Here is a 12,782-nt window from a genome sequence, read left to right as displayed (position 1 = left end):
TCTCTTCTTGAGAAGAGTGTTTCGTATATAAGAAAAAATATACATTCTCATTGTATCTATCGCAATTTTCATTGTCAAGCGTTGTCTACTTTTACTTTCTTTACCTTCAGCCCTAATTCATATATGAATTTAAAAAGCAGACAGCATATTATCCTGGAAAACCTTAGTAAATTCCAGTTTATTCATATAAAACATGCATATATTCCTCTTTATACATAGCCTTTTAAGCAGATTAAATATTTTCTCTCCAACGATATACAACGCTTTCATAATAATTAAAAATAAAAGACACGGGACCGTGTCTTTTATTTTTTAATCTTGAAGATTTGAATCTTCCGCGTCTTCCACACCAGAGTCTTCACCAATTCCGTGATGATCACGAACAAAGAAGGCAATTTCCTCTCTTAAATCCGTATTCTCTTTTAAGAATTGCTTCGAATTTTCACGACCTTGCCCTAAACGCTCTTCATTATAAGAGTACCAAGCACCACTCTTTTGAACGATATCAAGTTCAGAAGCCATATCTAAGATTTCACCTTCTCTTGAAATACCTTCTCCGTACATAATATCAACTTCAGCAACACGGAATGGTGGTGCTACTTTATTCTTAACTACTTTTACTTTCGTTTTATTACCAACGATGTCGTTACCTTGCTTTAATTGCTCCGCACGACGTACTTCAAGACGAACTGTTGAATAGAATTTCAACGCACGACCACCTGGAGTTGTTTCTGGGTTCCCAAACATAACCCCAACTTTTTCACGAATTTGGTTAATAAAGATTGCGATTGTTTTTGATTTATTAATTGCACCTGAAAGTTTACGAAGTGCTTGAGACATTAAACGAGCTTGTAAACCTACGTGTGAGTCACCCATGTCTCCTTCAATCTCAGCTTTCGGTACAAGAGCTGCTACAGAGTCAATTACAATAATATCAACCGCACCACTTCGTACAAGTGCTTCTGCGATTTCTAAACCTTGCTCCCCTGTATCAGGTTGTGATAATAGTAATTCATCTATGTTAACGCCTAATTTTTGTGCATATACAGGATCCATCGCATGCTCCGCATCAATGAACGCTGCTTGTCCACCTTGACGCTGTACTTCAGCGATTGCGTGTAATGAAACTGTTGTTTTACCTGAACTTTCAGGTCCGTAAATTTCAATAATACGGCCACGTGGGTATCCGCCTACCCCTAGTGCCACATCAAGTGCTAAAGAACCACTTGAAATTGTAGAAACTCTACGCTCCGCTTGTTCTCCTAATTTCATAATTGAACCTTTACCGAATTGCTTCTCTATTTGTTTTAACGCCATATCTAATGCCGCTTGACGATCACTCATTCAAAATTCCTCCTTAACTGAATTGCTAATCTTATTATACCTATTTTCAATTCAATTTGCCAACAAAAATCGAACATTTATTCGATTTTTTTATTTTCCATTAAATAAAACTGCATTTAACCATTAAAAAAAAAGCTAAAAGAGATTTATATCTCTTCTAGCTTTTTATACAAATGATAAAATCCATATTTTGCTGAGCGTTCCCTAATTTGTTGACGACTTCCGCTTAAATTAAGAGAAAAGACTACAGTTTGTTCATCCTTAATCGCCAATCCAACAAATACTGTTCCCGGCTCTTTATGTTCTGAAGTATCTGGTCCTGCTACCCCAGTGAAACTAATTCCGATATCCGCTTTTAATAATTCTTTAACATTTTCAGCAAGATAACGAGCACATTCTTTACTAACTGCACCATCCGTATGCAATATTTCTTCAGGCACATGCAAAACATGCTGCTTCACATCATTATGATAACAAATGACACCGCCTTTAAATACGGAAGATACACCCGAAATTTCTGTTACTTGATTTCCGAAAAGACCACCTGTTAAACTTTCCGCACAAGCTAAAGTTAATTCTTTTTTCTTCAATAACTCTATTGCCTTATAATGGAGAAATTCTTGGTCATATCCGTAGAAAAATTCTCCTACTCTTTCTAAAATCAAATCTTCTATACGCTGAATGAGTTTCTCCGCTTCCTCAGCATTTTGATGCTTTGCAGTTAAACGTAATGTCACTTCTCCATCATTTGCGAGTGGGGCGATTGTCGGGTTCGTTTGTCCATCAATTAAATCTTGAACTTTCACCTCTAATTGAGATTCCCCAATCCCGAAGAAGCGAAGCACACGAGAATAAATGTTTTCTCCCGTTGTAAAGTTACGTAAAAAAGGCTCTACATAACTTACATACATCGGCTTCATTTCTTTCGGTGGTCCTGGTAACAAAATATAAACTTTTCCGTTCTTATTTAACCCCATACCAGGCGCCATACCGTGATCATTGGCAAATACAGTTGCTCCATTCAAAACAAGTGCCTGCTTTTTATTATTTTCAGTGAACTCACGACCTGTACGCTTAAAATAATCGCTTATTGATGCTAATGCCTTTTCATCATATACAAGCTCTTCTCCTAAGCTAGACGCAATTGTTTCCTTCGTCAAATCATCTTTTGTCGGGCCTAATCCACCTGTAAAAATAAGCATGTCCGCACGTTCTTCCGCAACTTCAATCGCCTGCTGTAATCGTTTGTTATTATCCCCAACTACAGTATGGTAGTACACGTTAATTCCGATTGAAGCTAACTTTTCAGATAAAAACTGGGCATTTGTATTTGCAATTTGTCCAAGTAATAATTCAGTTCCAACCGCAATAATCTCAGCATTCATCCCAATTCCCCCATAAACTTCTATTTTGAGTTTACAAAAGCAGCTCTATTTTTCCAGAAATAATCCCATCCTGAAATAACAGTAAAGAATAATGCAATCCATATAAAAATATCAGCAACGGGAATATGGATTAAATTTAAAGGTACATCGTGTAATAAATATGCTGCAATCGCGATAATTTGAGTCCAAGTCTTAATTTTCCCTAGCTGATTTGCTGCAACTACTTCTCCTGTTCCAGCAAGTACAAGGCGTAAACCTGTTACTGCAAACTCACGGCTTATAATTACAATAACAATCCAAGCAGGTACATATTGCATCTCTACTAACGTAATAAGTGCCGCTGAAACAAGTAATTTATCCGCTAACGGGTCAAGAAATTTCCCTAAATTCGTTACAAGATTATACTTTCTTGCGTAATGTCCATCGATCCAATCTGTAGCTGAAGCAACAATAAAGATAAGTGCTCCTACTAAATGTTGAATTGGTAAATCAACATTACCAATTGTGTATGAACCCCAATTAAAAGGCGCTAACATAATTACCATAAAAATTGGAATTAAGAAGATTCTAGATATTGTAATTTTATTTGGTAAATTCACAGCTATTCCTCCATCATATCAAAAACATTTGTTCATTGAAAAAAGTCATCGAAGCGATGACTGTTATTGTGCAGGTTGCTCTATCCCTAGATTTTTAATCAAGAATTTTTGGTGATAATTCTCTTCTGGATTCAATGGGAATGTAACGACTTGGCCATTCAATTTAAATTCAACATTCGGTGCACTTCCTATATTAAGGTTTACCTCTTTCGCTGTTGATAAATCATATTTTTGGGTCTGGCCCGCCTGTATAATACCGCTAAAGATATCATTTCCTGCCTCATTTTTAATACCTACATAACTTGCATCTTTTGTTATAATTTCCAGCTCTAACGTTTTATTATTATGAATTTCCAAAGTAGATACATTACCACTTGTTCCAACTACTTTCACTTCTTGTTGTCCCGTTGGTTGCGTTGGTTGTTCCTCTTTCTTTGGCTCTTCTTTTTTCGGTTCTTCTTTCTTTGGTTCTTCCGCTTTCGCTTCTTCTTTCTTCGTATCTAACGGAGAGTTTTCCGCTTTTTTAACTTCAATTTTCTCACTTTGAGCACTTGGAACTTTCTCATCATTTTTTCCAGTTAACGCTTGAAACACAAACCAAATTACCACTCCACATGCGATTACTAACAGCGCAACTAAGATTTTCGGCATATGATCTGCAATTGGCCATGATGAAGATTTTTGCATTGTTTCTTGTGTTTTTTGTCCAGTTGATACTTGTGGGACTTCACGCTTTTCAGATTGTGGTATCGTACTCTGATATTCTACAAGCAGTTCCTCTCCATTTAATCCAACAGCATCTGCATATTGTTTAATGAATGCACGCGCATAAAAAGCTCCCGGCAATACATCATAATTGCCTTCTTCAATCGCTACTAAATGACGTTTTTGAATTTTTGTAATCTCATGCAGCTGATCGATAGACAAGCCTTTCGCTTCTCTTGCTTCTTTCAGCTTTTGTCCTAATTCTGTCACTACTAACACCTCAATATTTCTTTAAAAGTCGAACATAGAGAAATTATTTTGCGTACCTTGCTCAATTTCATCTACTAAATTATATTGAATTTCTTCATCATAATCGTTACGTAACTCGATAATATAATCAAAATCATCCAATGTATATTCTGACTGACTCACAAATACATCAGGATGCTCCACAACTTTTGTTGCAGGCAATCTCATAATTTCACGAACAAGCTGCCAATGTCTTTCATTTGCACGCTTTGTTGACACAATTCCATCTAGGATGAAAATATTGTCGTCGCTATACTCATCTTCAATCAATTGACTACGAACAGTTTGCTTAATAAGAGTAGATGATACAAACAACCATCTTTTATTTGCACAAACACTTGCAGCAACAATGGATTCTGTTTTTCCAACACGAGGCATTCCTCGTATCCCAATTAGTTTATGGCCTTCTTTTTTCATTATCTCCGCCATAAAGTCAACAAGTAAGCCTAATTCATCACGTACAAATCGAAATGTTTTCTTATCATCTGCATCTCGTTGTATATACCTACCATGTCTAACCGCTAGCTTATCTCTTAGCTTTGGCGGACGATATTTCGTTACCGTTATGTTATCCATCGTATTTAAAATTGATTCAAGTCTAGAGATTTGCTCTTGATTATCACACATAAGGAGTAAACCACGCCTTGCATTATCCACACCATTAATTGTGACAATATTAATGCCGAGCATACCGATTAACGAAGAAACGTCACCAAGCAAGCCAGGTCGGTTTTTATGTATTTCATATTCAAAATACCATTCAATCATCCAAGATCACTCCCCTTGCTTACTTTACACCTACGTACTATATTATATGATTTCACCTTAATAGGGAAGCTAAATGTATAATCTAACCCGCGTAATTATTATACAAAAAAAGTAGAGAGGAGAATCTCCTCTCTACTTTTACTTATGTTGCACAAACTTAACCATTAAATTTGCGATTGTGTGTTGCTCTTGTTCATCAGCAACTTTCCAAAGCTCGGCTAATAATTTTTCTTGGTCATTACGTCCTTCTACTTCATTAGCAAGGTAATCACCAACACGGAATGCCATATCTGATACCGCGCCACCATCTAAACCTTTTCCTTGCGCTTGCTCTAAACGGTCTCCTAAGAAACTCTTCCACTGATCGAAATTTTCTAATACTGACATAATTAAGCACCTCACTATTGAGTAATAAAATCATGCTTAATTTGTACAATTTCTCATTTTTTATGTAAGAATTTTTTAGCAATGCCAACCGCCATTCACTCCGATAATTTGCCCAGTTATGTAAGATGACCCTGGTGATGCAAGGAATGACACTGTTTTTGCTACTTCTTCTGGTAAACCGATTCTACCTAATGGTATGTCCTCAGCAATTCCAATTTTATCCTCTTCAGAAAAAGCACTTAACATTTCTGTTTCAATTGCACCTGGTGCTACTGCATTTACACGTAATCCACTTAAAGAAACCTCTTTCGCTAAAGCTTTTACGTATGAATTTTGGGCTCCCTTTACCATGGAATATAGCACTTCACAAGAAGCACCTATTTGCCCCCATATAGACGAAACAATTACAATATTGCCATCTCTTCGTCCAATCATTGACGGAAGTGCCATTGATAGTAGCTTATAGACACTTTTCACTTGCAGTTCCACCATATAATCCAATTCCTCGTTCGTTACATCTGTTACAAGTCCAAAGATACTCTTCCCAGCTGCGTATACGATAACATCAATAGGATGTTCAATTTGTTCCCACAATTGCTCTGCCCCATCACTAGAGGCTAAATTCGCTTTTACAGGGATTACTTCCTCCCATTCCTTTTGTAACTCTGTTACCTTCTTTTTATTGCTATTGTAATGAACATATACTGTATATCCATCCTGAATTAATTGTTTTGAAATAGCAGAGCCAATTCCTCCGCTCCCTCCAGTTACTAGTGCATACTTTTTCATAAATTCCCTCTCTTATCTCTACAAGTTCAACTTTCACACAACTAAATAATACCCTCATCTTACAATTTTTCAATAATAAGATGAGGGTATCTTTTAAATTTTATTTTTTCGGTAAAACTTGACAAACACTCATTTTTTCTTCTGATAATAATAATTTCGCTACTTCTTGTAAGTCTTGAACGGTCAGCCCTTCTAATACAGTCAATGCATCGAATAAGCTAGATTCATTAAACGCATATCGCGTAAACTGATTTGCAATATACTCTGGTGAATTTAACGAGCGTAAAAAACCACCAATTTTCTTTTTCTTCACTCGCTCTAATGCCGACTCATCTAATTGATTATAATCTGTTTTTAATAAAATATCTTTCAAACGCTCTGCCAATTCATCCGGACGCTTCGTATCGCCGCCAACCATTGCAAAACCAAAGTTATTTTCTTCCGTATAATCATACGAGAACGAATCATCAATAAGCCCTTCATTATATAAAGTTTCGTAATGAACAGAACTTTTCCCGAATAAATAATCTAAAAGTAAAGTAAGCGCGATTTCTTGTTTTAAAAGAGCATTTCCTTTTTCTTTTAAATTTGTCGCTTTAATACCTACTAAACATTTCGGTGTTTGGACAGGCATCGAAATGATTTTCTTCTTTTCATTTACTTCATTTGGCTCTTCTTCAAATGAACGTACAATTTCTGGCTGATTTTTATAATCTTTTTTCGCTTGATTTTCACGTACTAAATCCATAGTTTTCTCTGGATCAATTGCACCAACAACAAATAGTAACATATTACTCGGATGATAAAATGTTTCATAACATTCATATAATAAATCTTTCGTAATTTTACTAATAGACTCAATTGTCCCTGCAATATCAATTTTAATTGGGTGCTTTACAAACAAACTATCAATTAACCCAAAGTATAAGCGCCAATCTGGATTATCTTGATACATTTGAATTTCCTGCCCGATAATCCCCTTCTCTTTTTCAACTGTTTTTTCAGAGAAGTAAGGCTCTTGTACGAAGTTTAACAATGTATTTAAATTTCGTTCTACATTTGATGTACATGAAAAAAGGTAAGCTGTTCGTGTAAAGGATGTAAAAGCATTTGCCGATGCTCCTTGTTTACTAAACAATTGGAAAGCATCATGGTCTTCTTTTTCAAATAATTTATGCTCAAGAAAATGAGCAATCCCATCAGGTACACGAATCATTTCTTCTTTACCTAATGGTACAAATGTATTATCCATAGAACCATATTTTGTCGTAAACGTTGCAAACGTCTTATTAAAGCCTTGCTTTGGTAAAATATATACATCTAATCCGTTAGGAAGTTTTTCATAATAGAGCGTCTCTTTTAATTGCTCATAAACAATCTTCTCCATTTATTCTCCCTCCGTTCCATGTAAAAAGTAAATTGTATCTAGTTCAATATTTTTTGCCACTTTCACAATCTCTTCCTTCGTTACACTTTCAATACTCGTAAGCCATTCTTCAACTGGGCGCGTACGATCTGAAATAATACCATGATACAGCATTTCCACAAATCCGCGCGGTGTATCAATCGCTTCTAATATTTGATTTTGAATGACACTTTTTGTTTGATGCATCTCTTCTTCAGAAAACTCTCCGTTTTGCATCGCCAGCATCTGTTCTTTAATAATTTCAACTGCTTTTTCATAATTTTTCGCTTCGATTCCTGACATAACAAACAATAAACCTTTATGACTCTCAAAGCGCGACGCTGCATAGTACGCTAAGCTATTTTTTTCACGGACATTTACAAATAATTTCGAGTGAGAGAATCCTCCAAATAACCCGTTGAACAATTGCAGTGCAAAATAATCTTCATCTTTATATGTGACAAACGTACGATAGCCAATGTTTAATTTACTTTGTTTTAATTCTTGTTTTTCAACAATTTCTTTTTCTTCATTATTTCGCTTATGAAGGAGTACATTTCTTTCTTTCACAGGACGCGCCGAAACAGAAAAATATTTACTTACAAGATCAACTGCGTTTTCTGAAATATCACCAATAATATAAAGATCCATTTCATCTTCCGCTAACACTTTTTGATAATATTGATACAGACTTTCATTTGTAATAGAAGAAACACTCTCTTTTTTTCCATTTGCACTTAAACGATATGGTTCTACTTTACACATTTCTTCGATTAACCGCTCGTTTGCATAGCGCATTTTATCATCATAAGTAGCTTCAATTCGTTGCAAGAGCGCTCTCTTTTCACTTTCTACAATAGAAGGTAGAAAACTGTTCCCCTCTGTTGCTGGATGTAAAACAATATCCGATAACATAGAAAGCGCTTTTTCAAATAACGGTGGTGCATCATGTAAATATACTTCATTTGCAATGTCTACATAAATGGAGATGATGTGATCTTCCCCTTTTTTACTTACATCTACCGCCAAAGAAGATCCATATAATTCTTCTAAATATTGACGAAGACGAATTACAGAAGGTAGTTTTTCTGTCGCACTTTGCAATACATATGGCAATAGGGCACGCTCTGTCACCGTCTCCTCACTCAAAGGTGCTTTAAAACGAAATACAAACGTATTCGTTTTATATTTATCAGTTGGAATAATATGTACGCGCAAACCACCTAACTCATGTAATTGTTGTTCCATCAGTTTCATTTATAGTCCTCCTTTACGTATGTAGGAATATTCCTCTTCAATATACAGTTTTTAGAAATATAAAATCAACTTTTCTTCCTTATTATGCTTACATATGATTCTTTCTAAAAACTTTAGTATGTAAGGAATATGGAAAAATCCCGTATTAAACATATTCTATGTAAAAAAGCCCGCACTAATGTGCGAGCTTTTTTATGCTTACAAAATTCTTATCGTTTTCCTTTTTCATAAGGTGTTCCTAATGCTTTCGGCGCTTCCGAACGACCAACAAAACCAACAAGTGCTAATATTGTGAATACATATGGTAATATCGTTAATAAAACACTTGGAATTTGATCTAATACAGGAATTGTTCCACCTGTTACGCTAAGCGATTGTGCAAAACCAAAGAATAGTGCTGCGCCTAATGCACCTAGTGGATTCCACTTTCCAAAAATCATAGCAGCTAAAGCTAAGAAACCTTGTCCTGTAATAGTTGCTCCAGAAAAGTTATTAGAAATTGACATTGCAAAAACTGCCCCACCAATTCCAGCAAACACACCTGATATACAAACACCGATATAGCGCATTTTATATACATTAATCCCCATCGTATCGGCTGCCATTGGATGTTCACCAACAGCACGTAGACGAAGCCCAAACGGCGTTTTATAAATAACATACCAAACAACGAATGCTAAAATAATGGCAATATACGACGTTATCGGTACGTTTGAGAAAAATACTTTCCCTATAACAGGAATATCCGAAAGACCTGGAATGTCAATCTTTTCAATACGGTACTGAATAAAGTCAGTCTGTCCTTTATCAAAAATCTTCTTAATTGCAAATACTGTTAAACCAAGAGATAAGAAGTTAATCGCTACACCACTTACAACTTGATCAGCTCGGAATGTAATAGATGCTACCGCATGAAGTAATGCGAATAATCCACTACCAATTGCCGCAAATAATAATGCAATCCATGGCGTCATCGTTCCCCAAGTATCGCCCATTAATAGGTTTGTAACAACTCCAATAAATGCACCAAATAGCATTAGTCCTTCTAATCCGATATTTACAACACCTGATCTTTCACTAAATACACCACCTAGTGCTGTGAAAATTATAGGTGCTGATGTATATAACGTACCCGTCACAAGAATGGCTAATATATCTAAAAAGCTCATTTATTTCCCCTCCTTGCTCATGCGTGTAAGCGCCCATCTTAACACATAACTACATGCAACAAAGAAGATGATACACGCAATAATTACGTTAATAAGCTCTGATGGTACATCTGCCTCAAAGTTCATTTGAGGGGAAGCACTTTTCAAACCGCCAAATAATAATGCTGAAAGAATAATACCAAACGGGTTATTTCCTCCAAGGAGCGCTACGGCAATTCCGTCAAATCCGACTCCCGTAAACGAAGACATCGCTGTCATACTTTGGAATGTTCCTAATCCTTCCATTGCTCCACCAATCCCTGCAAATGCACCAGCAATTGTCATGGAGAATACTACATTACGAGAAACTTTCATACCTGCATATTGAGAAGCATGTTGATTAAATCCTACTGACTTTAATTCGTAACCTAAAGTTGTTCGATCTAATAAGAACCACATTAAGATAGCTACTAAAATGGCCACAATAATTCCCCAGTGAAGGCGTGAACCATCAGTAATGGAAGCAAGCCAATCAGAAGATAATGACGCACTCTCTTTAATGTCGTACGTTTTATCATTACCCTCATGTAAAAAGCGCTTAATGATGTCATATGTTACAAATAACGCGATATAGTTCATCATAATTGTTACAATAACTTCATTAACTTGAAACTTTCCTTTTAAGTACCCAGGAATAAAGCCCCATATTCCTCCCACCAACGCTGCAAATAAAATAGATAATGGAATGTGAAGAACAGCTGGTAGCGAAACTGCATAACCGAACCAAACTGCCGCAAGCCAACCAACTAACAATTGACCCTCTACTCCGATATTAAATAGGCCTGTACGAAATGCAAACGCCACAGATAATCCAGCAAGAATAAGCGGTATCATTGTACGAAGCGTCTCACCAATTGCACTTGCACTGCCGAACATTCCTGTCCAAAGTGCACTATAACCAACTATTGGATCATACCCACTAACTAGCATTACAATTGCTCCTACAAGTAAGCCGAAAATAACGGATAGTACTGGGACTAAAATATTTATCGTTCGTTCTGTTAAAAGTTTTTTAGCCATTTGTACCCACCTGCTCTTTCTTTGTTCCTCCAGCCATTAACAATCCAAGCTGTTGTTCGTTCGTTTCTTTCGCATCAACAATTGCCACAATTTTCCCTTCGTAAATAACAGCAATTCGATCACTAACATTTAAGATTTCCTCTAACTCTAGTGATAAAAGTAGCACTGCTTTTCCTTTATCCCTTTGTTCTATTAATCTCTTATGAATAAATTCAATTGCTCCCACATCTAAACCACGTGTTGGTTGCGCAGCGATTAATAAATCTGGATCACGGTCTACTTCACGTGCAATAATTGCTTTTTGCTGATTTCCACCAGATAGAGCACGCGCTAACGTTTGCTCACTTGGCGTACGTACATCAAACTGTTCAATAAGCGCCTTTGCTTTTTCTGTAATTTTGCTGAAATTTAAAATTCCTTTTTTTGAAAACGGGTTTTTATAATAAGTTTGCAGAACTATATTATCTCTAACAGAAAAATCAAGAACGAGTCCGTGTTTATGACGATCTTCTGGAATATGACCAATTCCTTCTTCTGTTATTCTTCTAACAGGCCAATTCGTTATTTCTTTTCCTTTAATTGCAATAGAACCTGACTCAACTTTTCGTAAACCAGTAATTGCTTCTATTAATTCACTTTGTCCATTTCCATCAATCCCTGCAATACCAACGATTTCCCCCGCACGAACAGTTAAGTCAAGGCCTTTTACAGCAGGTAGTTGGCGCGCATCGTGAACAACAATGTTTGCAATTGAAAGTACTTCTTCTTTTGGCTTAGCGTCTATTTTTTCTGTTTTGAAATTCACTTGACGTCCGACCATTAATTCTGCAAGTTTATGTTCATCCGTATTTGCAACGTCAACCGTTCCAATCCCTTTTCCTTTACGAATAATTGTACAACGATCGCAAACTTCCATAATTTCTTTCAACTTATGTGTAATAAGAATGATAGATTTACCTTCTTGTACAAGCTTTTTCATAATTTGAATAAGCTCATGAATTTCTTGTGGTGTTAACACTGCCGTCGGTTCATCAAATATTAAAATTTCTGCCCCTCGATAAAGTGTTTTCAAAATTTCAACACGCTGTTGCATACCAACAGAAATATCCTGTATTTTTGCATATGGATCTACAGCTAAACCGTATTGCTCAGACAATTTTTGGATTTCTTTAGCAGCTTCTTCAACAGCAATTTTCCCTTTTTTCTTCGGCTCATTTCCGAGAATAATATTCTCAGTAACTGTAAAATTATGAACAAGCATAAAGTGCTGATGGACCATCCCAATACCAAGGTCATTTGCTATATTTGGGTTTGTAATTTTTACAGGTTTCCCTTTAATTTTAATTTCACCTTGTTCTGGCTGGTACAAACCAAATAGTACATTCATCAATGTGGATTTCCCTGCACCATTTTCTCCAAGTAAAGCATGTATTTCTCCCTGCTTTACTTGCAGCGTAATATCATCATTCGCTACAATGCCTGGGAATACTTTCGTAATGTTATTCATCTCAATTACGTATTCCATTGTGTTCCTCCTTTTAACAGGGAACATTCCCCTATTACACTATTAACTTATTAAGCAATTTGGAAGTTTTATACATACAAA

General features: G+C 36.1%; 12 protein-coding genes. All 12 read right to left on the bottom strand.

What is annotated here, in order from left to right:
* Positions 1-312 precede the first annotated feature (312 nt).
* The 12 genes from recA to EUC40_RS08115 all read right to left on the bottom strand — a co-directional run bounded on the left by recA (position 313) and on the right by EUC40_RS08115 (position 12,701).
* Positions 313-1,344 carry a recombinase RecA gene (recA, locus tag EUC40_RS08170; protein WP_156574331.1) on the bottom strand — a complete coding sequence of 344 codons (1,032 nt, stop codon included), beginning with the start codon at positions 1,342-1,344 and terminating at the stop codon, positions 313-315.
* 146 nt (positions 1,345-1,490) lie between these two features.
* The gene (cinA, locus tag EUC40_RS08165) at positions 1,491-2,729 is read right to left on the bottom strand and encodes a competence/damage-inducible protein CinA (RefSeq protein WP_156574329.1); all 1,239 of its coding nucleotides are present in this window, start codon (positions 2,727-2,729) and stop codon (positions 1,491-1,493) included.
* Positions 2,730-2,749: 20 nt separating this feature from the next.
* On the bottom strand, positions 2,750-3,328 hold the full coding sequence (pgsA, locus tag EUC40_RS08160; protein WP_071713255.1) for a CDP-diacylglycerol--glycerol-3-phosphate 3-phosphatidyltransferase: 579 nt from the start codon (positions 3,326-3,328) through the stop codon (positions 2,750-2,752).
* Between the two features lie 63 nt (positions 3,329-3,391).
* Positions 3,392-4,303 carry a helix-turn-helix domain-containing protein gene (locus tag EUC40_RS08155; RefSeq protein ID WP_071713254.1) on the bottom strand — a complete coding sequence of 304 codons (912 nt, stop codon included), beginning with the start codon at positions 4,301-4,303 and terminating at the stop codon, positions 3,392-3,394.
* 21 nt (positions 4,304-4,324) lie between these two features.
* Positions 4,325-5,110 carry a DUF3388 domain-containing protein gene (locus EUC40_RS08150; RefSeq protein WP_000574107.1) on the bottom strand — a complete coding sequence of 262 codons (786 nt, stop codon included), beginning with the start codon at positions 5,108-5,110 and terminating at the stop codon, positions 4,325-4,327.
* 138 nt (positions 5,111-5,248) lie between these two features.
* Positions 5,249-5,497 (bottom strand): DUF3243 domain-containing protein, encoded by a 249-nt coding sequence (locus EUC40_RS08145; RefSeq protein ID WP_000114504.1) that lies wholly within the window; start codon positions 5,495-5,497, stop codon positions 5,249-5,251.
* Positions 5,498-5,572: 75 nt separating this feature from the next.
* Positions 5,573-6,286: an elongation factor P 5-aminopentanone reductase gene (ymfI, locus tag EUC40_RS08140; protein ID WP_151624261.1), complete on the bottom strand. Its 714-nt coding sequence runs from the start codon at positions 6,284-6,286 to the stop codon at positions 5,573-5,575.
* A gap of 100 nt (positions 6,287-6,386) precedes the next feature.
* Positions 6,387-7,673, bottom strand: coding sequence for an EF-P 5-aminopentanol modification-associated protein YfmH (yfmH, locus tag EUC40_RS08135; RefSeq protein WP_071713252.1), 1,287 nt, complete (start codon positions 7,671-7,673; stop codon positions 6,387-6,389).
* Positions 7,674-8,948: an EF-P 5-aminopentanol modification-associated protein YfmF gene (gene yfmF / locus EUC40_RS08130; RefSeq protein WP_156574328.1), complete on the bottom strand. Its 1,275-nt coding sequence runs from the start codon at positions 8,946-8,948 to the stop codon at positions 7,674-7,676.
* Between the two features lie 209 nt (positions 8,949-9,157).
* Positions 9,158-10,117: an ABC transporter permease gene (locus tag EUC40_RS08125; protein ID WP_000008854.1), complete on the bottom strand. Its 960-nt coding sequence runs from the start codon at positions 10,115-10,117 to the stop codon at positions 9,158-9,160.
* Positions 10,118-11,176: an ABC transporter permease gene (locus EUC40_RS08120; RefSeq protein WP_001085256.1), complete on the bottom strand. Its 1,059-nt coding sequence runs from the start codon at positions 11,174-11,176 to the stop codon at positions 10,118-10,120.
* On the bottom strand, positions 11,169-12,701 hold the full coding sequence (locus EUC40_RS08115) for an ABC transporter ATP-binding protein (RefSeq protein WP_000456910.1): 1,533 nt from the start codon (positions 12,699-12,701) through the stop codon (positions 11,169-11,171). The genes EUC40_RS08120 and EUC40_RS08115 overlap by 8 nt, the downstream gene beginning before the upstream one ends.
* Between the last annotated feature and the right edge of the window lie 81 nt (positions 12,702-12,782).

Source organism: Bacillus luti (assembly GCF_009739945.1).
Taxonomy (GTDB): Bacteria; Bacillota; Bacilli; order Bacillales; family Bacillaceae_G; genus Bacillus_A; species Bacillus_A luti.
This window is presented reverse-complemented; position numbering and strand designations above follow the sequence as displayed.